Source organism: Shewanella sp. VB17 (assembly GCF_013248905.1).
Taxonomy (GTDB): Bacteria; Pseudomonadota; Gammaproteobacteria; order Enterobacterales; family Shewanellaceae; genus Shewanella.
In genome coordinates this window covers 1,875,161-1,901,679 of sequence record NZ_JABRVS010000001.1, presented here as the reverse complement: position 1 = coordinate 1,901,679, position 26,519 = coordinate 1,875,161, and the positions used below count along the sequence as shown (strand labels likewise).

At 40.5% G+C, this 26,519-nt stretch carries 20 protein-coding genes; 4 read left to right on the top strand and 16 right to left on the bottom strand.

The features are described from left to right. Positions 1 to 85 precede the first annotated feature (85 nt). The 5 genes from HQQ94_RS08030 to HQQ94_RS08010 all read right to left on the bottom strand — a co-directional run bounded on the left by HQQ94_RS08030 (position 86) and on the right by HQQ94_RS08010 (position 5,838). Entirely contained in the window at positions 86 to 871 is a 786-nt protein-coding gene (locus tag HQQ94_RS08030) for an ABC transporter substrate-binding protein (RefSeq protein ID WP_173293925.1), read from the bottom strand. Positions 872 to 1,065: 194 nt separating this feature from the next. After that, positions 1,066 to 1,851 (bottom strand): ABC transporter substrate-binding protein, encoded by a 786-nt coding sequence (locus HQQ94_RS08025; protein ID WP_173293924.1) that lies wholly within the window; start codon positions 1,849 to 1,851, stop codon positions 1,066 to 1,068. A 177-nt stretch (positions 1,852 to 2,028) separates the two neighbouring features. After that, a complete protein-coding gene (locus tag HQQ94_RS08020) occupies positions 2,029 to 2,808 on the bottom strand; it encodes an ABC transporter substrate-binding protein (protein ID WP_173293923.1) in 780 nt (259 codons plus the stop codon). A gap of 619 nt (positions 2,809 to 3,427) precedes the next feature. Continuing rightward, on the bottom strand, positions 3,428 to 4,828 hold the full coding sequence (locus tag HQQ94_RS08015; protein WP_173293922.1) for a serine protease: 1,401 nt from the start codon (positions 4,826 to 4,828) through the stop codon (positions 3,428 to 3,430). A gap of 221 nt (positions 4,829 to 5,049) precedes the next feature. Beyond that, the gene (locus HQQ94_RS08010) at positions 5,050 to 5,838 is read right to left on the bottom strand and encodes an ABC transporter substrate-binding protein (protein ID WP_254304022.1); all 789 of its coding nucleotides are present in this window, start codon (positions 5,836 to 5,838) and stop codon (positions 5,050 to 5,052) included. Positions 5,839 to 6,150: 312 nt separating this feature from the next. Between HQQ94_RS08010 and HQQ94_RS08005 the strand changes: the two genes are divergently transcribed. Further along, positions 6,151 to 8,334 (top strand): carbohydrate-binding family V/XII, encoded by a 2,184-nt coding sequence (locus HQQ94_RS08005; protein ID WP_217274013.1) that lies wholly within the window; start codon positions 6,151 to 6,153, stop codon positions 8,332 to 8,334. 125 nt (positions 8,335 to 8,459) lie between these two features. On the opposite strand, the gene HQQ94_RS08000 is transcribed toward HQQ94_RS08005, so the two are convergent. Then, a complete protein-coding gene (locus tag HQQ94_RS08000) occupies positions 8,460 to 8,621 on the bottom strand; it encodes a hypothetical protein (protein ID WP_173293921.1) in 162 nt (53 codons plus the stop codon). Positions 8,622 to 8,720: 99 nt separating this feature from the next. Here HQQ94_RS08000 and HQQ94_RS07995 point away from each other — a divergent pair, with 99 nt between their 5' ends. Further along, positions 8,721 to 10,430: a proline--tRNA ligase gene (locus HQQ94_RS07995; RefSeq protein WP_173293920.1), complete on the top strand. Its 1,710-nt coding sequence runs from the start codon at positions 8,721 to 8,723 to the stop codon at positions 10,428 to 10,430. 181 nt (positions 10,431 to 10,611) lie between these two features. After that, entirely contained in the window at positions 10,612 to 11,733 is a 1,122-nt protein-coding gene (locus HQQ94_RS07990; protein ID WP_173293919.1) for a patatin-like phospholipase family protein, read from the top strand. A gap of 101 nt (positions 11,734 to 11,834) precedes the next feature. On the opposite strand, the gene HQQ94_RS07985 is transcribed toward HQQ94_RS07990, so the two are convergent. Then, positions 11,835 to 13,670, bottom strand: a complete 1,836-nt coding sequence (locus HQQ94_RS07985; RefSeq protein ID WP_173293918.1) for a DUF885 family protein — start codon at positions 13,668 to 13,670, stop codon at positions 11,835 to 11,837. A 114-nt stretch (positions 13,671 to 13,784) separates the two neighbouring features. Continuing rightward, positions 13,785 to 15,746, bottom strand: coding sequence for a monovalent cation:proton antiporter family protein (locus HQQ94_RS07980; protein ID WP_173296565.1), 1,962 nt, complete (start codon positions 15,744 to 15,746; stop codon positions 13,785 to 13,787). Positions 15,747 to 15,929: 183 nt separating this feature from the next. Between HQQ94_RS07980 and HQQ94_RS07975 the strand changes: the two genes are divergently transcribed. Then, positions 15,930 to 16,811, top strand: coding sequence for a GGDEF domain-containing protein (locus HQQ94_RS07975; protein ID WP_173293917.1), 882 nt, complete (start codon positions 15,930 to 15,932; stop codon positions 16,809 to 16,811). A gap of 31 nt (positions 16,812 to 16,842) precedes the next feature. Here the strand turns inward: HQQ94_RS07975 and tilS are convergent, their stop codons facing one another. From tilS to HQQ94_RS07935, 8 genes are all read right to left on the bottom strand, one after another. After that, complete coding sequence (gene tilS, locus HQQ94_RS07970; protein WP_173293916.1) at positions 16,843 to 18,231, bottom strand: tRNA lysidine(34) synthetase TilS; 1,389 nt, start codon at positions 18,229 to 18,231, stop codon at positions 16,843 to 16,845. Between the two features lies 1 nt (position 18,232). Then, a complete protein-coding gene (gene dnaE, locus HQQ94_RS07965; protein WP_173293915.1) occupies positions 18,233 to 21,706 on the bottom strand; it encodes a DNA polymerase III subunit alpha in 3,474 nt (1,157 codons plus the stop codon). Positions 21,707 to 21,786: 80 nt separating this feature from the next. After that, positions 21,787 to 22,434: a ribonuclease HII gene (gene rnhB, locus HQQ94_RS07960; RefSeq protein ID WP_173293914.1), complete on the bottom strand. Its 648-nt coding sequence runs from the start codon at positions 22,432 to 22,434 to the stop codon at positions 21,787 to 21,789. Between the two features lie 26 nt (positions 22,435 to 22,460). After that, positions 22,461 to 23,606, bottom strand: coding sequence for a lipid-A-disaccharide synthase (lpxB, locus tag HQQ94_RS07955; protein ID WP_173293913.1), 1,146 nt, complete (start codon positions 23,604 to 23,606; stop codon positions 22,461 to 22,463). Between the two features lie 75 nt (positions 23,607 to 23,681). Further along, entirely contained in the window at positions 23,682 to 24,449 is a 768-nt protein-coding gene (gene lpxA / locus HQQ94_RS07950) for an acyl-ACP--UDP-N-acetylglucosamine O-acyltransferase (RefSeq protein WP_173293912.1), read from the bottom strand. After that, a complete protein-coding gene (fabZ, locus tag HQQ94_RS07945) occupies positions 24,446 to 24,904 on the bottom strand; it encodes a 3-hydroxyacyl-ACP dehydratase FabZ (RefSeq protein ID WP_173293911.1) in 459 nt (152 codons plus the stop codon). The genes lpxA and fabZ overlap by 4 nt, the downstream gene beginning before the upstream one ends. A gap of 30 nt (positions 24,905 to 24,934) precedes the next feature. Beyond that, positions 24,935 to 25,960 (bottom strand): UDP-3-O-(3-hydroxymyristoyl)glucosamine N-acyltransferase, encoded by a 1,026-nt coding sequence (lpxD, locus tag HQQ94_RS07940; protein ID WP_173293910.1) that lies wholly within the window; start codon positions 25,958 to 25,960, stop codon positions 24,935 to 24,937. Between the two features lie 6 nt (positions 25,961 to 25,966). Further along, positions 25,967 to 26,461: an OmpH family outer membrane protein gene (locus HQQ94_RS07935; protein WP_173296564.1), complete on the bottom strand. Its 495-nt coding sequence runs from the start codon at positions 26,459 to 26,461 to the stop codon at positions 25,967 to 25,969. Between the last annotated feature and the right edge of the window lie 58 nt (positions 26,462 to 26,519).

The window sequence follows — 26,519 nt, the reverse complement described above, 5'->3', positions numbered from 1 at the left end:
CCCCCTGGTACTGGTACCGTTACTTTATTCATCAATCAATATTGAGAATTGATTAAAAATAACTCTGAGATAATATGATTAAACACTAATGTAAAACGTCAAACTCATCAATTATTTTTTGATAGCTGCCATCTTGTTTCATTTTCGTCAATATTTTATCGAAATTATCTCTAATGTCGATTAATTCACGTTTTTTAGAAAATGCAATATAGGCTGGGGTTGATTGAACAGAAGGTGATAGTTCTTTAATTTTTTTGCAACGTTTAATTGAATGTGTTTTAAGGCCTTTTAGTAAACTTTCTCTATAAGCAACCACATGTCTTTCACCAATAACGATGTCTAGCTCCCCTGTACACAATTCCAATAGTAAGCGCTCAAGCTCTACATATAATGATAAGTTAGAAATTACCTTATCAGTTACAGCCCCATCAAACTCAGATCCATAACTATAATCTTGTCTAGCACCAAAGTGATATTGACTTAATTGAGCCAAATCACCATCGAAGCGGATCTTTGAATCTTCGACAACAAAGAAGCTAACCACTTCATTCATCAATGATACATGACTAAAATCAAGGTAAGTCTGTCTTTCTGCATTTTTAAAAATTTCAATGACACCATCAGCTTTACCTTCTCTAAGGAGCTTAAGGCCTCTGGACCAAGGTACAATCCTTAATTCTATTTGCTGCTCCATACGTTTAAAAACAGCTTCAACAACGTTGATGACTTTGCCATCCATAGTATTGGTATCGGTATTGGTAAACATAAAGGGGGGGTATTCAACGACCATAATGTCGAGCACATGAGCCGCCCACAGATTAGAAGGTAAGTACAACGACATAAGTATGACAACATTGATCATTTTTTTCATAATGACTCATTAATTTACATTTAGTGGCTTTTATATTCAATTCTTATCATAAAAAGTGTAGCCGACTCTCAATGTAGTACAAGTCCTATTCATGCTGGATCAATCATATATCCGACACTTCTCGACACGCTGAATTCTGCGTCTTAAGGTTACTTAGGGATAGGGATAGTCATACTTCATTTTCCCCCTAACACTTAGTGAGTTTTCCCCCATATATCAATAATTTCTTGATAGCTGCCGTCTTGTTTCATTTTCATTAATATTGCATCAAATTTATCTCTAATATCTGTTAACTCACGCTTTTTAGAAAATGCTATATAGCCTGGAGTGAGTTGAACTGGGGGAGATAGTTCTTTAATTTTTTTACACCGTGTAACTGAATTCTTTTTAACAGATTTGACCAAATGCTCTCTGTAAGCAAGCACATTAGATTCGCCAATGGCGATATCTAGCTCCCCCGTACACAGTTCTAATACTAAGCGTTCATGCTCTACGTATAATGATATATTAGAAATAACGTTGTCAGTAACAGCTTGATCGAATATTGTACCGTAACTAAAATCTTGCCTAGCCCCAAAGTGATACTTATTTAATTTAGCCAACTCACCCTCGAAATGAATATCTGAATCTTCGACGACAAAGAGACTCGTTACTTCATTCATTAATACCACATTGTTAAAATCAAGGTAAGTTTGCCTTTCTTCATTTTTAAAAATTTGAATGATACCATCAATTTTTCCTTCTCTAATTAATTTAAGCGATCTAGACCAAGGAACCACCCTTAAGCTTATCGACTGGTTCATATGCTTAAAAACTGCATTAACCACACGAATCGATATACCATCAATGGTACCAGTGTCCGGATCGGTAAATACATAGGGAGGATATTCATCTATGACTAAATCGAGTACGTTAGTCCCCCATACATTAAAGGGGGAATATAACGACATAAGCATAACAAGATAAATAATTTTTTTCATAATGACTCATTAGTTTACATCCAGTGGCTTACATTAAACCACTATGATAAAAGTGTAGTCGCCCTTCAATTCGGTACAAGTATAACTGATCATTCGCAACTAGTTACTTTCAATAATAACTCCAACATTAACCTCGCTCATTTAGACGCACTAGCTCTAATGTTATAGGTACTATGCCTAATGACTTTCCCTCCACGCATCGATAATTTTTTGGTAGCTGCCATCTTGTTTCATTTTCATTAATATGATATCAAACTTATCTCTAATATCAGTTAACTCGCGTTTTTTAGAAAACACGATATAGGCTGGAGTTGACTGAACAGGGGTTGATAATTCTTCAATTTTTTTACACCGCTTATTTGAATTTGTTTTAAGGCTTTTGAGTAGACTCACTCTATAAGCAACGACATTTTTTTCGCCCACTAATATATCAACTTCCCCTGTACACAGTTTCAATATTAAACGTTCATGCTCAACATCTAATGATATATGAGAAATAACTTTATCGGCAACAGCCTGATCAAACTCAGTGCCATAACTATAATCATGCCGAGCTCCAAAGTGATAATCACTTAGTTTGCTCAATTCACCATCGAAGTTTATTTCTGAGCCTTCGACAACGAAAAGGCTAACCACTTCATCAATCAGAACCACCTTACTGTAATCAAGGTAAGTTTCTCTTTCTTCATTTTTAAAGATTTCAATCAGCCCATCGACTTTTCCTTCCTTAAGCAGTTTAAGCGCTCTGGACCAAGGAAGCACTCGCAAGTTTATTGGTTGATTCATACGTTTAAAGGCAGCTTCAACAATTCGAATTGATATGCCATCAATGGTATTGTTAGTAGCAAATGTATAAGGAGGGTACTCATCTATCACTAAATCGAGTACATTATTCGCCCACACATTAAAGGGAAAATATAACGACATAAGTATAAAAATATTCATCATTTTTTTCATAATGACTCATTAGTTTACATCTAGTGGCTTACATTTAATGCTCATCATGAAATTATAGTCAACTCTCGCTACAGTACCAAGAAAAATCACAAATCACGAATCACGAATCACGAAATACTTTCGTTTATTGACCATATGGATACCAATAACTAGATACAAAAACCTACTACTGAACAGCTTTAGTTATGTCAGTCTTACACATCAAAAGTGATACGGCTTACAAATTCCAGTCAACCTAACATGTTACCGAGTCAAAGTTTAACCAAATAACATGTTAAAAAACATTTAAAAAACACAAAATCAACAAAACCATCACCTAAAAAAACACTTTAACACCATAAGATTAATTTGATTACAATCTGTTTTGTCACAGAGGTACTGAATAACGAGATAATTAAGGTTAACACTAAAGATTAATATTCGACATCCATCTAATTAATTAGGGGCATCTATATAAATAAAAATTGCTAGTATTTTATTTATTTTTATGACATATCTGCTTATAAAGCAGACATGACGATTAAAGATGATATAAATCATCATTACTCTATACAGACAATAAAAAATCGACAAATTCATGTTTATCGATTCTGCCTTATTAACCACTAAATTATAAAATCTAGCGTATTAAATATTGAAATTTTTGACTCTGATTGTGCGCAGCATCAAACCCATACAAGCATATCTTTAAAGGCGTCTCATCAATCGTTGTAGGAATTCTATTGTACTGCTTGTAATCTGCTGAATCACAACTAAGGCTTTCAGGAGAACCAGATGCTATCCAAAAATCCACATATTCAGGGACACTAAATAGTGGCTCAAATCCCCTTGGCGTTATATATAAATCAGGTTTAGTTAAAGGAGGCATATTATCAACGATAACTTGAACAACGCTAGGTGACATCGCATCATCAAATTCTGAAATAATACAAATCTGATGCACTCCTTCCACTGACGTTGGTATCATCATCTCACTAAAGTGTGCATCACTTGCTCCTAATGGCACACTATAACCATCAATATTTTGACAAGATTGAGAATTGTCAGATAGTAATATTTTTTTGTATCTAATATTACTTTCATTATTTTCAACATTAATATCCCAAAATGTATTATCAGAGTTTAACCCACTAAAAATATAAGGGTAATTTGCAATAGCCACATTGCTCGGTGGAGGAAGCGGACAGCCATCATTATCATCTAAAAATTGTCCATCGTCATCGAAACAGAGCGCTAGATTATGAAGCGGAACTAAATAATTTTTATTTTTTTTCACATGTGCACCTTTGGCATCATTGACACAGGGATTACCGCTATAACAAGTCTTTCCAACCGCTGTTGTCGTAGTGGTATTAATCATTCCAACGATGCGATTATTATCATCAAATGCTGGCGAGCCTGAACTACCAGCCGATATACCTTGGCAATCATTTTCAGCAAAACCATACCAATGCCAAACTCCTTCAACCACATCATAGCTTTTTTCTGACTGGCAAAAAGATAACTGCAGAGCATTAACATCTTGGGGAACTCCTGCAATAATAATTGGGGTGTCTACAGCTAATGCATCAGTGGAGATATAATATGGCGTTAAGCCTTTTTCTATTAGATCAGCAACAGTTTCATTGGCTGATACAACGGCAACATCGACCCCTTTCATCGTCGAGTAAACAACTTTATTCACAGCAATATCAATAACATTTTCAGATATAATTGTATCCTTAAAATAATTAAATTTAGCTGTAAAATTAACATTTTCATTTACAATAACATTATTGCCAGCTGCTGAATTAAATGCCTGCTGAACACAATGTCCATTTGTTATAAAACTCGCTTTAGCATTAAGGTTATGACTAAATTGAACAAATGATACCGTGCAAGTTAATGCTCCATTAAGTTTCCCAATTGAACTATAGAATTCATTCCCTCCACTTTCAGGAACTTCAGTACCACTATTATCAGCCCATCCAAATGAAATAGGAAGAAATAATACAGCCAACCAAATTTTTTTATTTTTCAATTTTACAACTCCAAATTTTTAATAAAACATAAGCAAGCATAAATTTACACTGAGCTAATATATTTAATTTTATTGAAAAAACCTAAAAGAAAAATGCATCAATTTGCAACAAACGTAACTTTTTTATGTTATATCCAGCAGTAAATGATGACGTTGAATAAGTGGCCAGCCATATTATAACTACTGAATAAAATATATTTTATAACTCCTCATGGTTAACATTACTTTTCACGCCTAATGAGTTTAGCAGTCTCAGGCACGGGTAATTCACCAAACCATAAAAAATAAAGACGTCTGAATTTCCCTGAACGTTTATACTCTGTCAAAGCATTATCCCACGTCTCAATGACACTCAATTGTGTCCCTTTTGAAAAAGCCAAATACAAACTAATTTCGGAAATAACTAAAACAGGTTTAATGGCATCAAGATTAGAGCCAATTTCATCAAGCAGGCTGTTCACCGCAATATCCGCCTGACACCAAAGCCTAATACGTCCTCTGAGCAATTGTTTTGCTGACTGAGTCGGAAAACTGGATATCAGTAATTGATCCAAACCTAACTCTTTTAACATACTAGCACCTATAGAGCCTCGATAAGCCCCAATGTGTCCAGCAGTTTTTAGTTGACTAACATCATTTAATTCAATGTTATCGTTTGCTTTAGCATAAAGTGAAATATTACTGGTTATAATAGGGCCCACAAAGTCGAATGATTTACGGCGAGCCTTATTGATAGAAGTGGCAAACAGCATCACATTGGGTGTCGAATTCGCAATAGACATAGCACGAGCCCAAGGTAAAACTTCAACCTTTTGTTCTGAACCTATAATTATCTGTAATTGGTTGACTAATTCAACTGCAAAACCGGTATTAACTCCATTTTTTTCATAAGAAACTGGAACCCATTGTTCAGTAAGTAAACGCAACTCAGACATCGGTGTCGCGCTAGCACGATGACAAAATAGACTCATTAGTAAAAAAATAAAAAATACCACAAGAGTGTGTACCATATCACCTCTTTTAGTTTAATTTTCAACCTAAGAAAATCATACTTACTATTGTAAGACACATTATCAACAACAGGTAGTCGTACTTAATTTAGTAAAATTTCACGAACAATGGCAGCGTAACACTGTCAATCGTAAATAAAGGTGGAAATTGGAGTCATCACCACTAAGACTATAAGCAGTTGAGGGGAAATGCACAGTAAGCCTTGCCTTCTTACTCGATAAAAAGCTAATTAAAGTTACGTAAAGCCTACTGCTAGGGCGGTAAGTTTTTAATATACTAAAATTTGTGCAATATGATCATAGAGGATGAGTATGAGATTTAATTTAAAAAATCGATACTGGCGTTTACTGCCCAGTATACAGCTTTTGTGGTTGGTTATTTTACAGCCACTTTCTGCATCGGCAATTGACTGGCCTCAAAATGTACAAACCGATAAAGGCACCTTAGTCGTCTATCAACCTCAACCAGAATCGCTTAATGGTAATGTGCTAAAAGGACGAGCGGCCATGTCTTTTGAACTCAAAGATCAAGCAGAGCCGGTCTTTGGTGCATTTTGGTTTAATGCCAAAATTGATAATAATGGTGATATTGCATTGGTACGCGATATTGTCGTTAACGAAGTGCGCTGGCCAAATTCAAGCACTGAAGATCAGCAAAACTTTACTGATACAGCCTCTAAAGCCCTAGCCTCTTCAAGCTTTGAGATCTCAATGGCCCGATTATCAACTAGCCTGGAGCTTGCTGAACAAGAAAAGCACAGTTTAGATAATTTAAACAATGATGCCCCTGAGATTATGTTTAGCACTCGATTAAGTGTGCTGCTTTCTTATGACGGCAAACCTCAATATAAAAAAATTGATAATAGTCCCTATGAACGCGTGCTTAATACTCCTTTTGCCATTGCCCGTGACACAAAATCGAAAAAGCTTTATCTAAGTAGTGGTCAATATTGGTATACCGCGACAGATCCCATGGGTCCTTGGATAGCCACCTTATTTCCACCAGCAGATTTAGTGGCCATGGTCGCCAGTGAAGATGACAATTTAGCTAAAAGCCTCACCAATGCACCCAATATCATCGCAGTGGATAAACCAGCAGAATTAATTGCCACCGATGGAGCGCCACAATGGCAAAGTTTAATCGACGGAAAACTACTTTATGTCAATAATACTGAAACTGCTTGGGTACGTGAAACCACATCAGGAGATATGTACTTATTACTGTCTGGACGTTGGTTTACATCTAAAAAACAAGCAGGTCCTTGGACGTTTGTCAGGGCCGATAAATTGCCTGCGAGTTTTAAAGACATTCCACCAGGATCTGACATTGGTGGCTTAAGGGTCTCTGTTGCGGGTACCGACGAAGCCAATCAAGCACTCATGGATGCACAGATCCCACAAACCACAGCAATTAAACGCAGTGAAGCAACACTGAATGTTGAATACGATGGCGAGCCAAAATTTAACGCTATCAACGGTACTCAAGTCTCCTATGCCGTTAATACTGCCGCACAAGTATTACTGATAAATGACGTTTATTATGCCGTTGATAATGGGGTGTGGTTCACAGCAAAGTCAGCTAAAGGTCCATGGATTGTTGCTGATAATATTCCCAATGAAGCCATCGCTAAAATTCCAGCCACTTCACCTGTCTATAATACCACTTACGTCCAAGTCTATGATTCAACACCCGATGTAGTTTATGTTGGCTACACTCCTGGTTATTTATGGTCTTATCCTTATTATGGCGTCCCTGTTTACGGTACTGGCTGGTATTATCCACCATATTGGGGTCATTATTATTATCCACGCCCACCCACTTGGGGACTGCATATTGGTTATAACCCTTGGACAGGCTGGAATGTGGGTGTAAGTTGGAGTAATGGATTCTATCGTGCGGGAGTCACGTGGCATGGAAGTTACGGCGGCTATGCTCGTCCCTGCTGTGGGGGCTATTATGGCGGCGGCCATCGCCGTCCAGTGGTGATCAATACTGGTAATATAAATATCGGCAACACTATCAATATTGGCAATCGAAACAATAGCTTTAATCATATTACAGCGAATAAATTGACGAAAAACAATCTCTACAATCGACCTGAAACCCGCTCTCGCATCGCCAACTCAGCCCAGCTAAATAAGGGGTTAACAAAGGCCAGCTATAACAAAGATCGTAGCAATAATATCTTTGCCGATAAACACGGCAACGTGGCACGAGACAATCAAGGTAAATGGCAATACTCTAACGAGGGTAAATGGAATACAAAGAACATTGCTGATAAAGCGACCTCAGCCTCAAGCGCAAAGATGCCTAAGTCTTCTATTTCGCAAGCAAAGACCCAGCAGCTTAATAATACGAACCGAGTATCGACGATGAAACACCAACAAACCAATAGGCAACGCGGTGGATTTGATCAACAAGGTTTAGACCGTGCTCGTAGTGCCCGACAAAATGGCATGACGCGTGAAAATCACTCAAGAGTACAGAAACGCTAGTGTAACGTCAAAAACAGTATTTGAGATAAAAACAGCCTGGACATGCAGGCTGGTTTTTTTATGATGTCGAAAATCTAGCTAGATTTTATGACAACATTATGTTTGTAGCCGTTAATATTTTTATTTTATAACACAACACAAATAAGACTACCAGATTTGATATAGCAATGGCATTGGCTTGGATTTTCGGCACAATACTGTCGATTCCCGTCATCAGCATTAACCGATGCAGCTAAACCAAAACCCATCCCCAATGCAGCCAAAGTCAGTATTAATTTATTTTTCATTTATCTGCCTTATATTTCAGTGAAAAAGAAACTTAATGACAGCAGCCCTACAGATGATAAAATGTTATCTAATTACATTTTAAGAACTGGATATCAGTCATGCGCGTTAGCAAGTACCTGCTTTCAACACAAAAAGAAAACCCTGCTGATGCAGAGATCATAAGTCATCAATTAATGTTACGTGCTGGTATGATCCGTCGTAGCGCTTCAGGCTTATACAGCTGGTTGCCGACGGGACTGCGTGTACTGCGAAAAATAGAAACCATTGTCCGTGAAGAGATGGATAAAGCAGGTTCTGTTGAAATTCTAATGCCAATGGTTCAACCTGCCGATCTTTGGAATGAAACAGGCCGCTTTGAAAAATTTGGCCCTGAATTACTTCGTTTTCAAGATCGTCATAATCGTGATTTCGTACTGGGCCCAACTCATGAAGAAGTGATCACTGATATCGTGCGTAAAGAGGTCAACTCCTACAAGCAATTACCATTAAATCTATACCAAATTCAGACTAAATTTCGGGATGAAGTTCGCCCACGTTTCGGTGTTATGCGCTCACGTGAATTCTTGATGAAAGATGCTTATTCTTTCCATCTGGATCAAGAAACCCTAGATGACACTTACCAAAATATGTTCCAAGCATACAGCAACATTTTAACGCGTCTTGGACTCGAGTTTCGCCCAGTCATGGCTGATTCAGGCTCTATCGGTGGCAGCACATCACACGAATTTCATGTACTGGCCAATAGCGGTGAGGACTTAATTGCTTATTCAACTGAGAGCGATTACGCTGCCAATATTGAAAAAGCTGACGCCCCCATGCCTTCAGAGACTCGGCAAGCTGCTACTCAAACCATGACGTTAGTTGACACTCCCAATGCTAAGACTATCGCTGAGCTAGTTGAACAACAGGGCATTGCTATTGAAAAAACAGTTAAAACACTGATTGTCAAAGGAGCGACTGAAGATGCACCTTTAGTGGCGCTGGTGATCCGTGGCGATCATAGCCTTAACCAAGTAAAAGCTGAAAAAGTTGTGGCTGTATTGTGCCCATTTGAACTGGCAGACGAAGCCGATATCCGTAAAGCCATTGGTGCAGGTCCTGGTTCTATCGGTCCTGTTGGGCTAAATATTCCGGTCTATATTGACCATGGTGTTAGCGTAATGAACGATTTTAGCGCGGGCGCAAACCAAGATGACAAACATTGGTTTGGCATCAACTGGGAACGAGACTTACCGCAAGCTGAAACCTTCGATTTACGTAACATCATTGAAGGTGAACCAAGCCCTTGCGGACAAGGTACTATTGCATTACTTCGCGGCATTGAAGTCGGCCATATTTTCCAACTGGGTACGCATTACTCAGAAGCCATGAACGCTCATGTACTAGACCAAAATGGTAAAGCTAAAACTTTATTAATGGGATGTTATGGCGTCGGTGTGAGCCGTATGGTTGCTGCAGCAATTGAGCAAAACCATGATGACAGAGGGATCATTTGGCCTGATGCCATTGCCCCTTTTCGAGTTGGCATATTACCAATGAACATGCATAAATCTCACCGCGTTCAAGATATGGCTGAAAAGCTCTATCAAGACTTAAACGATGCGGGTATCGAAGTATTATTTGATGACCGTAAAGAGCGCGCAGGTGTGATGTTTGCCGATATGGAACTGATAGGCCTACCTCACGTGGTGGTCATTGGTGATCGTAATATCGATAACGGCATGTTTGAGTACAAAAACCGTCGCACCGGTGAAAAGCAAGATATACCATTCGATGACATCATCGAATTTCTTAAAGCGGCAAAATAAAACGCTTATTTAGTTAATGCTGCACTGTAACGCGTGTTCTTTTGGAGAATGCGCGTTTTTTTATGATTATGAGTATAAATTTACAAATCTGCTTGATTTTCTTCTACATTAAGAGCTTTAATTGAATTAACACTACTGGGTACAACACGTTAATTATTGTTGACATAATTAAGGAGCACTTTTGCCAGACAAAACAGCCTTAGTTCTGGGTGGAGGTGGCGCACGAGCTGCCTATCAAATTGGCGTACTGAAAGCCATTGTTCAATTCTATCCTAGAAATCACGGTATACCTTTTAAGATTATCTGTGGGACTTCTGCTGGGGCAATAAATGGCACCTCGATTGCCACTCATGCCTCTTGTTTTCATCTTGGTGTAAGAAAACTTGAATGGGTTTGGCGTAATTTTCGCACCGAAAAAATATACAGCTCATCCATCTCAGGTGTTTTAACCCACTTAGGTAAAATGCTACTCATGAGCATGCAAAATGATCAGAATAGTACTAATCCTGGAAGCCTATTTAATAATGAGCCATTACGAGGTCTACTCAACCAACTCATTAATTTTACCCGTATCGACAGAAATATTAGTAGTGGCTCACTTAACGCCTTAAGTATTGATACATCCTGTTACAACACAGCACGTTCAGTCACCTTTTTTCAAGGCAGTCATGATATTCCTCAATGGCACAGAGACAGACGAAGTGGTCAGCGAACTCAACTCAATACTGACCACCTATTGGCCAGCTCTGCCATTCCACTGGTTTTTCCCTCAATAAAACTTAACCAAGCTTATTATGGCGATGGATCAGTGCATCAACTTGCCCCCTTGAGCAGCCCTATTCATCTAGGGGCTAAGAAAATAATGGTCATTAATCTTGAAAGTCCTCATAAGCAGCTCCCTCAAGAATTAGAACATCACCCAAAGACAGCAACGATAACAGGGCATCTACTCGATACCATTTTTTCAGATACGCTTAATAGTGATTTAGAACGGCTGGAAAGAGTCAATCACACTCTAACCTTAATCCCTGAAGAAAACCGTAAAAAACTCTCATTAAACCCGATCCAAACTTTAGTGATAAAACCCAGTGAAGACTTAAGTCAGCTGGCATCTCGATACTATGACGAAATGCCTTTTGCGGTAAAATCGATGCTTAAGCCTATAGGGATAAATCAACAAACGGATTCGAGTATTGTCTCTTATCTACTTTTCGAACGAGCATATTGCAGCGCCTTAATCAATTTAGGCTATCAAGATGCCATGTGCCAAATAGATGAAATTAGAGACTTTTTTGAAATATAATAGATCTATATTGAAGATAACCAATATCGACACCAAAGTCTCTTCGCAATGAGTATTTCAGAGCTTACATAAAATTACTGACAAGTTCTTGATTAAGAGACTTAAACACTATTTTTTTCATTCTCTTGAGCAATATATCTGTCAACTAAACGTGCCAATATATCTAAGGGGACAGGGCCATTTTTTAGCATTACATCATGAAAGTCTTTTAAATTAAACTTATCACCTAAAGCTAAACGTGCTTTCGCGCGTAAAGATAAAATCTTCATCATACCTACCTTATAAGCAGTCGCTTGGCCTGGCATAACAATATAACGTTCGATTTCAGAAACAACATCGCTGTCAACCATTCCGGTGTTGCGCTTCATATAATCAATGGCTTGCTTACGTGTCCAACGCTTATCATGGATCCCGGTATCGACAACTAAGCGTACGCCTCTAAAAAGCTCCGCCTGCAATCTACCAATGTTATCAAAAGGATCTTTTTGAAACCCTAATTCCCAAGCAACACGCTCAGAATACAGTGCCCAGCCTTCGATATAGGCAGTAAATGGCGCCATCTTACGGATAAAAGGCATATTTTCTAATTCCATGGCAACTGCAATTTGAAAATGATGACCTGGAATCGCCTCGTGATAAGCCAAAGTACGCATGCCATATTTAGGTGTCGCTTTTATATCATAAAGATTGGCAAAAAAACGGCCTGGGCGACTGCCATCAATCGCAGGCTGCTGATAATAAGCACCAGGCGCTGTTTTTTCTTTAAACTCTGGAATACGCACCACTTCCATCGCCGCTTTAGGACGAATTCGAAAAGCATCGTCGAGACCAGCATTAATTTCATCAAGAATACTTTGGTAGTCGACTAAAATTTGAGCCCTGCCGGCATCACTGTCCTCGTAATAGAACCGAGGATCTGCTGCCATCGTTTCAATCGCAACCGAAAAACCGTCATTAATGTCAAATCCTTGGCTCTCTAAAATGGTCAGTATTTCAGCTTGAATACGATCCACCTCAGCTAAACCCATGTGGTGGATCTCATCAGCACTATAATCAGTAGTGGTGAAAAATTGCAGTAAAAGTTGATATGCTTTATCACCATTAGGAAGGTGCCATAATCCATCATCATTGCCTGCTTTATGAGCTAATGTAGAAAAGTAGTCGATAAACAAACCATAAGCAGGATAAACATATTGCTGAATATTCTGTTTTGCTAAGATTAAAATGTTAGCTTGGTCTTTAATTGGAATACCTTGAGCTTCTGCCAATTTAGTCTGTAAAGACGTATAAAGAATATTGTGTTCGATGGGAGTGTTGACAAAATCAGTCATTTCAGTAAATACACGTTCGATAACAAATCGAGGCGGGATAATTCCTTGTTGCTCTCTAATCTTCAAACCGAGTAGATTCTGTTCGAATTTAAGTCGCACCTTTTTAAGTCTGTCTAAGTAATTTTCTGCATCACCAAGGGTTTCAATTTTATGTTGTGACTCCATAAAACTTGGGTAACCGCTTTGAATACCAAACGACTGATTAACCGGATAATTATGATAACGATATGCTTTGGCTTTAGCGGAAAAGTCGAGTAGATATAGGGCGATATCTTTTGAAAGCTGCTGGTCTTCATCTAAATTAACGTCTTCATAGGTCAACAACGTTTTATGCATGGCATCGAGCTGTGCAAAAAATTCGTCAAGTTTCTCAGGCCTATCATCATCAAGTTCAGCGTTATGACTTTTAATGCCCACAGACTCAAGAAAACCTAACGAAGTTAACGTTTCGGGACTGTCAAAAGCGAGCTGAATAACACTTCGTTCTAAAAAGGCCCGAAAGAAAAAAGGTTTTTCGGCAATCCATTCATGCGTAAAAAGTGCACTACCAGAAACCAAAGTAATGAATAAAAACACCCCTATATATGTTAATACTTTTTTAAACATGACAACCCTTTCTACAACCTTTTGTTGCAACTAGGCTACCATCATATCTAACTTGTTAACAGGGTGATACTCTCAGTTTCTTCAATAACAATTTGAGGCAAAACACTACCTTGCTTAGCCTTGCAATAAAAAGTGCTCAGCCTTTTCTATTCGCCTAGGCTTACCTAATAAAATCAATGTATCCCCACACCGTATTTTCCAATTTAATTCAGGACTTTCTACCTCAGCACCACTGCGCCTGATCGCCCTAAGTTCAACCCTAAGTACGTCCCATGGAATGTCGGCCAAAGTTAGCCCTACGGCATGGGCATCTTTAGGTAAAGCAACAGCATGTAAATGCTCTAAGGTAACGTCTGTTTCAACGCCTGAGAAAAAACCATGAAGGTATTTGTAATGATTACGACGCTCAAATTCTAATCGCTTTAAAATCCGAGTCAAAGGGACCCCACACTGATACAACACCTGCGAGACCAACATTAAACTCCCCTCCAAGCTCTCAGGGATAACTTGACTCGCACCTGCGGCTTCAAGCTCAGCGAGATGACTATCATCTCGTGTACGGACTAAAATTTTTGCATCGGGTGAAAGGTAACGGCACAGAGGCAATACTTCTTCAAGGATACGGCTATCACTGAACGTGATCACTATCAGTTTAGCTTCTTTTATTTTCGCCTCTTTTAATATACTCCGTTTACAGACATCACCAAAATAGACTGGCTCTCCGGCTTTTCTTGCCTCTGACACACGAGTAGGATCTAAATCTAATACTAAAAATGGCACCGCTTCGGTTTTCATAAATCGGGCTATCGTTTGCCCGACACGGCCATAGCCTAATATCAATACCAGATCTTTTTCATGATCTTCATCGTGCTCAATACTAGGCACAATCAATGGCGTTTCAATCTCTTTGGGCCTCACTCCTTGCATCATTCGAGCAATATCGACACTGTGACGTACCAGCCAAGGAGCAATGGCCATAGACAAAACGGCAACCATGACCAACTTGGTACTTAAAACCGTATCCAACAGCTGTGAATTAACTGCTAACGCTAAGACCACAAAACTGAACTCACCCACCTGAGCCAAAATTAAGCCTGTTGAAATAGATGTACTGAATGATTCTCGTGCACACCTTAGAACGACAAATATCACTAAAGCTTTACCTAAAATGACAGTAAACAACAATAGTAAAATTTCTCCCCAAAATTCAAGTACCAAAGAGAAATCCAACAACATACCTATTGAGATGAAAAAGAGCCCCATCAATAGATCCCTAAAGGGGCGAATATCGGCTTCAAGCTGACGTTTGTACTGACTTTCACCTAAGAGCATACCAGCCATAAAGGCCCCTAATGCCATTGATAATCCCAACCAATGCGTCAGAGCACCAGTTAACAGAGCAACCACTAAAGTCGAAAGCATAAAGAGTTCATTGGAACGAGAACGCGCCACCTCATCAAACATTCTTGGTAATCCCCACTTACCAAATGCCATCAAAGCGGCGAAAAGTAGCCCACCTTCCAACATAGCAGAAGTCACACTCGTAAAAGAGAGCATCTCTTCCCCTGATGCCATTAAAGGCAAAAGGATGAGTAACGGAACCACTGCTAAATCTTGAAATAAAAGTACACTGACAGACAATTCACCATTTCTGCGCCCTAACCAATCAAGTTCATTAAGGAGTTTCAATACTATGGCTGTTGATGACAGAGCAATCGCTGAGCCAACAACAATGGACTCAACAATGGTAAAGGAACTAAGCCAAGCAATACCTGTTCCCAGTGCAGTGGTTATCACTACTTGAGCACTGCCTAAACCAAATACTGTCCGCCTCATAGCCCAAAGTCTAGGCAAGGAAAACTCCAACCCGAGGCTAAACATGAGCAATACGATCCCAAGTTCAGCCACTGATTGCATCTGGTGCTGGCTAAACCAATTAAAATTGGAAGGCCCACTGATGACACCAGTGAGTAGATAGGCCAAGATCGCAGGTAGGCCAACACGTCTCAATATGGCGATGCAGATAATGGCTACTACAAGCATCATGAGGACTTTAATAAGAAAACTGTGTTCCATGCTAAATTTTTCCCCCTCGTCAAAAAAATGACCAACGATTCTACTCATCGACACCTGAAGATTAACCTAATGACAAATAAAGACAAATTTAATCAACAAATCATTAGGCACGTATATTGCTTAACTATTTACCACTGTACAGGGTTTAGTATTCAAAAACCCGCAAATTTTGGAGTGCTTATTATGAGTTTAGGCCTAATGACAGAGTTTTCGACTGAAGAATATCAATATCAACCCGACATCAATCCAGTGAACGATAGCGAGCTAAATCTGGTTAACATCATTCAACATCTACATGAAAGTTTAGATCCTCGGACAGTTTTTGCCTGTTATGGTCATATATTAGGCCAACATTTGCCTATTGAAGCGGTAAAAATGACCTTTCCTCGTATTCATTTAACTTGGGGCATGCATCAGGGAATTAAAATTAGCCATCAAATAAATTTCTCAGGTGGGAAAGCTAAATTCACTTATAGTATAAAAAAACCGTTAACTCACTCTCAATCTCAGCAGCTAAAAATGCTACAAACTCTGATGTTATTGCCTCTATACAACGCGATGCAATATAAAGAAATCTCTCAGCAAGCTATGTATGACTCATTAACCAAACTAGGTAATCGCCATTATTATGCTCAAAGCTTACAAAAAGCCATCGCAAATTCCACCCGCCATGAAAGTTCGCTTTCGATGATCATTCTCGATCTTGATAACTTCAAAACTCTCAACGACAGCCATGGTCATCTGTTAGGAGATAAAATACTGGTTGAATTTGGCCAATTATTAACGATTGCAATGAGAGATACGGATCAAGCTTTTCGGATCGGAGGCGATGAATTTGTGATCATTGTGCGCGGTGATGCCAATGCGGCAAGTATCCTATGTGAGCGAATACTTTCACTGATGTCTTCCAATCAACTTTTTAATCAGTACCAAGCTACCAGCAGTTTAGGTGTATCCCAATGGCAACAAAATGAGACCGCAACAATCGTTTATGAACGTGCAGATAAAGCACTATACCAAGCAAAAGCCGCTGGAAGGCATTGCTTTAAAGTTAAGGCGGCGTAATTGCAAGCGGGTTAATAGCAAGATTCAACAGTCAATTTACCGTAAAGAGTAAACCTGTTGAACCATCAAGACACACAAAAGGCTTTTCAATCCAATATCCAACGACACAAACCAATTTATTGTTATAAAAGATAAACGGCACTTTTTCTCTTTCCCATGGAGGTACACCGTACTCTGCCCATAACTTTTTAAGTGGCCGACCTTGCTGCCTGTTATGTGGATGACAACATGTGCTACCAAGGAGAGAGAAACGCACCGTCATGACTTCATTTTGATCTGGCATTCGCACTCTTTCATGCTCATCGGACTGGATCACATCCACACATCGATTCAATGACAACGGGAGTTTAATGGCTGATTGCTTGTTCATTAAGCTCAGGTTGACCTCAATGTTTAACGAGGTCATTTGCTCAAACTCTTCTTGTTTAAACGACGAAAAATACGCCTTGTCTTTAAATCTACGTACAAGCATATCTCCCATTCTTAATGCGATTTTCGCATCTGACTTAGCCAAGAGTAACTGATTAATTAACTGCTTAAGTTGCACTTGAGATACGGGAGGTAGCTTAAGTTGTTCAACGTAACCTCTAAGCAGTAGCATTTGCCAATGCGATGTTTGCTGACTTAATAAAGTCAGATTTAATGCTGTCCCCTTGCCATAAATCACTTTTTCAATAAAGTCAGGCAAACGCAAACTGACTTCACAGTCGATAACATCTTGTTGCTGCGCACAAAGTGCTGCACTACGACTGGCCGTTGTGGCAATAGCGCCCCACCTTGCTTTCAGTTTAGGAATGATCTCTAAACGTAAAAAATTCCTGTCATATGTATCATCGCCATTACTTTCATCTTCAATGTGTGGCAATGTTAATTCTGCCGCCTTTGCTTCTATTTGTGCGCGTTCAATACTCAATAAGGGGCGTAATAATACTTTATCCTCATCAAATTGCTGCACCGATCCCATCGCGGATAATCCTTTAGGTCCGAGCCCACGCTTTAGCGCCAATAACACTGTCTCTAACTGGTCATCTACATGATGTGCAGTTAACAATACATCTCCAGTGGCCATTACTGTTTTAATCGCATTATAACGAGCGCGACGAGCCTCAGCTTCGATACTCAGCCTAGGGCCTGTGTTAACTTGAACGTGAATGATGTCGATTGGTAATTGATAGTGTAAAGCTTGCATCTCACAATGTGCAGCCCAAGCATCAGCATTGACGCTCAAACCATGATGAACATGGACGAGTAAATAATGATACTCCGGATGCTGTTTAGCATAAGAAGCCAAACCGTGCGCCAAGATCTCAGAATCAACCCCGCCACTGTAGGCCAATACCAATTTAGTACCAGTGGCAGCTGAAATGGATCGAACACTGGCTGCAATTAACGCCGCCGCATCAAATTCGACTATCGCCATCTTAAAATAAAATCCTGACTTTACCTGCGCCAACTAAACTTTCTAGGGCGAGCATAAACTCATCCGTTGGATCCACTTTCCAAATATCGCCGAGTGTAAATTGCGCTTTCACTTGAGCTTGGGCATAGTTAACGATAACTGGTACAGCGCCATTTTTCCACGGCTCAATAACCCCTTTAAATTGATTGACCCAGTCAAGTGACAAAGAATGACTTGCGATATCGACCTCAACGGCATTAGCAAAATGACTACGAGCCTCACCTATATCGATAATGTTTCTGGCTGTCATGCGGTTGCCACCGGAAAAATCATCAAAGCTCACTTCACCTTCAATAATAAGAATTCTATCTTTCTCTAAAAGGTGATTAAACTTTTCAAAAGCCTCGGTAAACAACATGACTTCAAGACGAGCACTTTTATCGTCTAAAGTCACGAGCCCCATCTTTGATCCGCGTTTGGTCATCATTACTCGAGTAGCGACCACAAGCCCTGCCGCTTTCATCGTTTTTCCACGCTCTGTTGGATGAACATCTTTAAGACGACCTGAAGTATAGTGCGTTAATTCTTTAAGATATTGATTAATTGGATGCCCAGTCAGATATAACCCTAACGTATCTCTCTCTCCTTCTAACCATACTTTATCTGGCCACTTCGCACATTCGACAAATTGTTGTTTAACATCTTCATCATCTGAGTTTAACAGGCCGAACATATCATGCTGACCAATCGCTTCCGCTTTACTATTTTGATCCGCTGCGCGGATCGCTTCAGTCAGCGTGGCCATCATTGCAGCCCTATGAGGGCCTAATGTATCTAAAGCACCAGCACAAATAAGCTTTTCTATGATGCGTTTATTCAGTTTTTTGAGATCAACACGGGCGCAGAAATCAAATAAGTCTTTAAAAGGCCCAGCTTCTCTGGCGGCTAGGATCGAATCAACAGGGCCATCTCCAACACCTTTAATAGCACCGATCCCGTAAATAATTTGCCCCTCATTATCCACATTGAACTTAAGTAAGCCCTTATTAACATCTGGTGGCTGCAGCGGCATGCCCATGCGCTCACACTCATCCACCAAGATAATAATTTTATCAGTATTGTCCATATCAGCAGACATGACCGCCGCCATAAATTCTGCAGGGTAATGCGTCTTTAACCAAAGGGTTTGATAAGAAACTAACGCATAAGCAGCCGAATGAGATTTGTTAAAGCCGTAACCGGCGAATTTTTCTACCAGATCAAAAATTTTCATCGACAGCTCACCGTCGACACCATTGTTTATCGAACCAGCTTCAAACGTCCCACGCTGTTTAGCCATTTCCTCAGGTTTTTTCTTACCCATAGCACGGCGAAGCATATCTGCACCACCAAGAGTATAGCCCGCTAGCTCCTGAGCAATTTGCATCACCTGCTCTTGATAGAGAATAATACCGTAGGTAGGCTCAAGTACCCATTGTAGACAATCATGCTGATATTCAGCATCAGGGTAAGAGACAGCTTCACGACCATGCTTACGTTCAATAAAGTTATCAACCATGCCAGATTGCAATGGGCCTGGTCTAAAAAGTGCTACCAAAGCGATCATATCTTCAAAACAATCCGGTTGAAGACGTTTGATCAAATCTTTCATCCCTCGAGATTCCAATTGGAATACTGCTGTAGTTTCATAACGTTGCAGCAATCTAAAGCTCGCGGGATCATCCAGAGGTATCGTCTCAATTTGAATGCATTCTTGTCCTTGTTCAACTTTTTTAGCATTGATCATCTTCAATGCCCAGTCGATGATCGTCAAGGTTCGTAAACCCAAGAAATCAAATTTGACTAAACCTGCCGTTTCAACATCATTTTTATCAAATTGGGTAACCGGGTTGAGACCATCTGCATCACAATAAATGGGCGCAAAGTCGGTAATTTTAGTTGGTGATATCACAACCCCACCGGCATGTTTACCCGCGTTACGTGTCACGCCCTCTAAGATACGGCACATATCGATAAGATCTTTCACCTCCTCATCGCCGTCATAGGACTCCTGTAACCCAGGCTCAACCTCAAATGCCTTGGCCAAGGTCATACCTGGCTCAGCAGGAACCATTTTTGATAGCCGTTCAACAAAACCATAAGGATGACCTAATACTCGCCCTACATCCCGAATAACCGCTTTGGCTGCCATGGTGCCGAAAGTGATAATTTGTGATACTGCATCACGGCCATATAGCTCGGCGACATGGTCAATCACCTCATCGCGTCTATCCATACAAAAATCAATATCAAAATCCGGCATAGAAACTCGTTCCGGATTCAGAAATCGTTCAAACAGTAGTTCGTATTGGAGTGGATCAAGATCGGTAATGTTTAACGCATAAGCCACTAAAGAACCCGCCCCAGAGCCTCGACCGGGACCAATAGGGATGCCATTATCTTTCCCCCACTGAATAAACTCCATCACAATCAAGAAATAACCGGGAAACCCCATCTGGTTAATCACTTTCAGTTCAATATCAAGTCTCTCATCGTACTTGGCCCGTTTTTCCATCCTGACTTCAGGATCTGTAAAAAGAAACGCGAGCCGTTCCTCTAAGCCTTTTTCTGATACTGTAACCAAAAAATCTTCAATACTCAGATCGCCAGTTGGAAAGTTAGGCAGAAAATATTCACCTAATCTCACCGTTACGTTACACCGTTTGGCAATTTGAACTGTGTTCTCAATCGCCTCAGGAATATCGTCAAACAGCGCGCACATTTGATCGCTACTTTTAAAATACTGCTCTGCGCTGTATTTTTTAGGCCGACGGGGATCTGCTAGCGTAAAACCATCTGAAATGGCAACCCGGATCTCATGGGCATCAAACTGCTCAGGTTGATTGAACACCACCTGATTTGTCGCCACCACCGGTAAATGAGTACTCAAAGACAGCTCGACGGCCATGTGCAGGTAACGTTCTTCATCAGGACGACCCGTACGCAATAATTCTAAGTAATATCTTTCGGGAAAATAAACTTGATAAAATGTGACCAAAGAATCGACTTGTGCCTTATTGCCCTTCAATAAAGCCTTGCCTATATCGCCTTCTCTTCCGCCTGACAGTAAAATAATGCCTTTATTATAGTTAGCTAACCACTGTTGATCGATAACAGCCCTGTCGTGAATATGTCCCCTTAGGTAGGCGTCACTGATAAGCTGAGTTAAATTCGCATAGCCTTCATTGTCCATGGCCAATGCGGTAATAGCACACAGCTCTTTATCAAAACCTGGCACCCTGACCCAAAAATCAGCACCGATTATCGGTTTTATCCCAGCGCCATGACACGCCCCATAGAATTTGACCAAACCACACAGATTAGTCTGATCCGTCAACGCAATGGCAGGCATGCCTAACGCAGAGACCTTGGCGATAATGGGCTTTATTTTTGCCAGCCCATCTGACATCGAAAAATCACTGTGAACACGTAAATGGACAAAACGAAAATGAGACATAGTACCCGCTACTATAAGGAATAAAAAATTCGTTATAGTAACTGGTCAATTTAAATAAATAAATAAATAAATAAATTTATTTAAATTGAGTTCTTTAAAAGCTGCTTTTTTACAGGTTTAAAACTTTGACGGTATTCAGGCAGCACTCCATACAATTCAAGCGCCTCAAAGTGGGCTTTAGTTGGGTAACCTTTATGCTTAGCGAAACCATATTGCGGATACTCCATGTCAAGTAGACCCATTTCTCTATCTCTGATCACTTTAGCAATGATTGACGCTGCGCTGATCGCAGCAATAAGTCCATCGCCTTTTATCACCGCATGCGCTTCAATAGAGAACTCTTTTTGTTCGCCATGATAAAAAACAGGGGTTCGATTGCCATCGACTAACACAGATAAAGGTTTGACAGAAAGTCCTGCCACAGCCCGCTGCATCGCCAGCATGGTGGCATGCAGGATATTTAACTCATCTATCTCTTCAGGGGTTGCATGTCCGACACTGATGCACAATGCCTTTTCATGTATTTCAACAAAGAGTTGCTCACGCTTTTTTTCCGTGAGTTTTTTAGAATCATTAAGTCCATTGATTGGATTGTCAGGATCTAAAACCACAGCAGCGGTGACCACATTGCCCACCAATGGACCACGGCCAACTTCATCTACTCCTGCATGTAAGTGGCAACAAAGCTCCTCTATTTGTTGCGGAGTGATGTTTTTGAAAATAGCCATATAACCTACCAGTACTCTCTATAATATTACGAACTAATTAATTCTGCCACGGCATCCGCCGCCCTTTCACTGGCATTACGCCTTAACTGCTTATGCATTGCCATAAATGTGTTCTGCAGTGGCGTAAAATCGTTATCCAACTGCTCACACACAGCATCTGCAATTAACTCAGCCTTGCAGTTTTCCTGAATAAGCTCAGTCACTAGCTCTTCACCGGCGAGTAGGTTTGGCAACGAATACTGATTAATGTGCATCATTCGTTTGGCAATGGCATATGTGACAGAATTAACCCGGTATGCCACCACCATCGGACGCTTAACCAGTAATGCTTCGAGTGTCGCCGTACCTGAAGCAAGTAAGATACAATCAGAGGCAGCCATCACCTCACGTGACTGTCCTTCGATTAAAGTGATCTCAAGATCCGGCGCATAACGTTTCAACGCATCTTCAAATTGCGCCCGCCTTTTGTCGTTAACCAATGGCGTAACAAAATGTATATCAGGGTATTTTTGTTTAATAAGCTGAGCCGCTTTAATGAAAGGCTCAGCAAGCTGGGCTAACTCTCCACCACGGGAGCCTGGCAATATGGCTAAATACTCGGCATTAGGATCGAGTCCTAATCCTGCTCTTGCGGCTGATTTATCACTGACTAAATCAATATCATCCGCAAGGGTATGGCCAACAAAGGTACAAGGAACCTTGTATTTATCGTAGAACGCTTTTTCAAAGGGTAAAAGAGATAACACCATATTGGTGGCTTTGGCTATCTTAAAAATACGTTTAGGACGCCATGCCCACACTGATGGGCTCACATAATGGACTGTTTTTATCCCTCGCTGCTTTAACCGTAATTCAACGCCAAGGTTAAAATCTGGCGCATCAATACCGATAAAGCAATCAGGCTCGATAGCACAAATTTCATCTATCAGGGTGTGACGAACTTTCAATAGCCGAGGAAGGCGAGACAGCACTTCAACAATCCCCATTACCGCCAACTCTTCAAAGGAAAACAAAGACTCAAAGCCTAATGCATCCATTTGGGGGCCGCCAATGCCGACAAATCTAGCCGAAGGGTATTGCCTTTTAAGTGCCTTTATTAAACCTGCCCCTAAAATATCTCCAGAAAGCTCGCCAGCAACCATGGCAAATGTAATGTGTTTATTTACGTTCATAAATAACGGATCTTACAGTCGTTTTAAAATGAGGAACTTAGCGTTTGTTGACCAACAAGTTCTGTTGAGAAACCCTTAGCGAATGACACCACGACTTGAGCTGCTAACAAAGTTAACTAACAGCTTCACTTGATCGTCATCTGGCTCGTCTGCCAAAGCCACTAATGCCTCTTCAATTGTGTTTCCTTTACGATAAAGAGTCTTGTACGCTCTGCGAACTGCCATCTGACTCTCTTTCGAAAACCCGCGGCGTTTCATGCCTTCACTGTTCAAGCCCCGAGGAATAGCTGGCTGACCCGATGCCATCACAAAAGGAGGCACATCTTGTAAAATCAGTGAATAACCAGCAGTAAATGCATGAGCACCAATATGAACAAATTGATGGACGCCAGTTAAGCCACCTAAAATAGCCCAGTCCCCCACATGCACATGGCCAGCAATCGATGCATTGTTAGACATGATGACATTATTGCCAACAACACAATCATGGGCAATGTGTACATAAGCCATAAACAGGTTATTTGAACCTATGCGTGTCTCACCTTTATCTTGAGCTGTACCTCGGTGTATAGTGACCGACTCACGAATAATGTTATGATCACCCATGATTAAACGTGTCGCCTCACCTGCATACTTTTTATCTTGGCAATCTTCACCCACAGAGGCAAATTGAAAAATCTTATTGCCCTTGCCTATGACTGTTGGCCCCTTCACGACGACGTGAGAACTCAGCCAGCAATCATCACCAATTTCAACATCAGCACCAATATAAGTCCATGGACCAATCGTGACATTGTTGCCCACTTTGGCATCTGGATGAATAAACGCTAATTTATCTATCACTTTTTGATCTCTCTACGAGCACACATGATTTCAGCCGAGCACACTAACTCGCCATCTACCGTAACAACACCAGTGAACACCCCAATCCCACGGCGCTCTTTCACCATCTTAACCTTGAAATGCAGCTGGTCGCCTGGTTCAACAACACGCTTAAAACGCGCCTTATCAATACCGGCAAAATAATAGAGCGAATCTTCAGCTGCTGCTGTCATGGTTTTATACGCCAACAAACCTGTTGCTTGCGCCATGGCTTCTAAAATAAGGACACCGGGCATCACAGGTTGTACTGGAAAATGCCCTTGAAAAAAAGGTTCATTAATTGAGACATTCTTGATTGCGTGCAGCGTCTCACCAGGTGTGAAATCTAACACACGGTCAATCAATAAAAATGGATACCTATGAGGTAAGCAGTCCATGATTTCTTTGATGTCCATGGTATTTATTTGTTCTGACACTCAACATTCCTCAAACTAGCTTATAAGCAGTTAACTTTCTGTTTTAACAGATTTTTCTAAATTTTTAACACGTTGAAACAATTCATCTATTTTCTTAAATCTGACGGTGTTTCTTCGCCATAATTTATTCGGCATAGCAATTGTTGCAGAGGTATAAACCCCAGATTCATGAATACTATTAATCACATTTGTGCCGCCTGAAATATGCGTCCCATCAGCAAGGGTTAAATGACCGGCAACAGCACTATTGCCGCCAATTATGCAGAATTTGCCAATTTTAGTACTGCCTGCAATAGTGGAGTTACCTGCAATTGCGACATTTTCACCAATCACATCATTATGAGCGATCTGAACTTGGTTATCGAGAATGACGCCATCATGAATTTCAGTGTGTTCGATAGCGCCACGATCAACGGTTGTACTTGCGCCAATCTCAACACGATCACCTATTCGAACCCCACCTGTTTGAGGGATTTTAATCCATTGACCACGCTCATTAGCATAGCCAAACCCATCAGAGCCAAGCACTGCAGCTGAATGGATAATACAATCTTGCCCTAAATGAACATTATGGTAAAGAGTTACATTAGCCCAAAGACGAGTACCTGAGCCTACAATACAGTCTTGTCCAATAACACAACCAGGACCCACTTGGACATTTTCACCTAAAATAACATGCTCACCAATAACAGCATTGGCTCCAACAGCGACCCCTTCACCCACGCTTACGCTTGAATGGATCACTGCAGTCTTATCAATACCAACTGCAGATTTAGGTGTGTTATCCAGTAATTGAGCAACTCGAGCAAAACCAACATAAGGATCATTTAACACAAGGGCGTTGCCTGTGAAACCATCAAGCGTTTTAGGTGAGATCAATACCGCACTCGCTTGAGTCATCTCAAGCTGAGCGCGATACTTGCCATTCGCTAAAAAAGAAAGCTGCCCTTGGACAGCATTTTCCAGTGTTGCAACACTGGAAATCACCAGTGTTTCATCACCTTGGATCTCGGCGCCAATCACTTCAGCAAGCTCTCTTAACGTGTAGCTTTTCATCTATAATTAGCCTTTACTTAGCGCATCAACCACTTTACTACTGATGTCCGCTGTAGGTTTAACATAAATAACCGCGCCGCGTTGCAGTACCATATCGTAGCTTTCTTTTGCGGCTATTTTATTAATAACCTCTTGAACTTTAACCAATAGCTTGTTTTGCTCTTCTCCTTGACGACGGCGCATATCTTCATCAAGAGCTTTGCCCTTAAGCTGTAACTCTGACTTCAATGATTCCATTTTACGAACCATTTCAGTTTTTTCAGTGCTACTCATTAGCGCACCATCACGTTGCTGCTTCTCTAACATGCCACGAAGATCTTCTTGCATCTTTTTCACCAATGCAACTCGATCACCAAACTCTGTTTCCAGCATTTTCCCGACTTGCTCGCGCTGAGGTAATTGCTCAAAAACCGCTTGCATATCAACGACTGCAATTTCTTCAGCTTGTGCGGCTAAAGGGGCTGAAAGCAATACCAATACCGTCATGGCACGATTAAACATTTTCATCACAATTCTCCTTTTTTCAGCAATTATTTGCCGATTTTTTATGTAAATTAGA

Excerpts from the sequence above, each read along its gene's own strand:
- HQQ94_RS08010 (WP_254304022.1), bottom strand. The coding sequence starts at position 5,838 with ATGGTACACACTCTTGTGGTATTTTTTATTTTTTTACTAATGAGTCTA.
- HQQ94_RS07935 (WP_173296564.1), bottom strand. The coding sequence starts at position 26,461 with ATGTTTAATCGTGCCATGACGGTATTGGTATTGCTTTCAGCCCCTTTA.
- HQQ94_RS08030 (WP_173293925.1), bottom strand. The coding sequence starts at position 871 with ATGAAAAAAATGATCAATGTTGTCATACTTATGTCGTTGTACTTACCT.
- dnaE (WP_173293915.1), bottom strand. The coding sequence starts at position 21,706 with ATGTCTCATTTTCGTTTTGTCCATTTACGTGTTCACAGTGATTTTTCG.
- HQQ94_RS07995 (WP_173293920.1), top strand. The coding sequence starts at position 8,721 with ATGCGCGTTAGCAAGTACCTGCTTTCAACACAAAAAGAAAACCCTGCT.
- lpxD (WP_173293910.1), bottom strand. The coding sequence starts at position 25,960 with ATGAAAAGCTACACGTTAAGAGAGCTTGCTGAAGTGATTGGCGCCGAG.
- HQQ94_RS08020 (WP_173293923.1), bottom strand. The coding sequence starts at position 2,808 with ATGAAAAAAATGATGAATATTTTTATACTTATGTCGTTATATTTTCCC.
- HQQ94_RS07975 (WP_173293917.1), top strand. The coding sequence starts at position 15,930 with ATGAGTTTAGGCCTAATGACAGAGTTTTCGACTGAAGAATATCAATAT.
- HQQ94_RS07985 (WP_173293918.1), bottom strand. The coding sequence starts at position 13,670 with ATGTTTAAAAAAGTATTAACATATATAGGGGTGTTTTTATTCATTACT.
- tilS (WP_173293916.1), bottom strand. The coding sequence starts at position 18,231 with ATGGCGATAGTCGAATTTGATGCGGCGGCGTTAATTGCAGCCAGTGTT.
- HQQ94_RS08025 (WP_173293924.1), bottom strand. The coding sequence starts at position 1,851 with ATGAAAAAAATTATTTATCTTGTTATGCTTATGTCGTTATATTCCCCC.
- HQQ94_RS08005 (WP_217274013.1), top strand. The coding sequence starts at position 6,151 with ATGAGATTTAATTTAAAAAATCGATACTGGCGTTTACTGCCCAGTATA.
- HQQ94_RS08000 (WP_173293921.1), bottom strand. The coding sequence starts at position 8,621 with ATGAAAAATAAATTAATACTGACTTTGGCTGCATTGGGGATGGGTTTT.
- lpxB (WP_173293913.1), bottom strand. The coding sequence starts at position 23,606 with ATGAACGTAAATAAACACATTACATTTGCCATGGTTGCTGGCGAGCTT.
- HQQ94_RS07980 (WP_173296565.1), bottom strand. The coding sequence starts at position 15,746 with ATGGAACACAGTTTTCTTATTAAAGTCCTCATGATGCTTGTAGTAGCC.
- rnhB (WP_173293914.1), bottom strand. The coding sequence starts at position 22,434 with ATGGCTATTTTCAAAAACATCACTCCGCAACAAATAGAGGAGCTTTGT.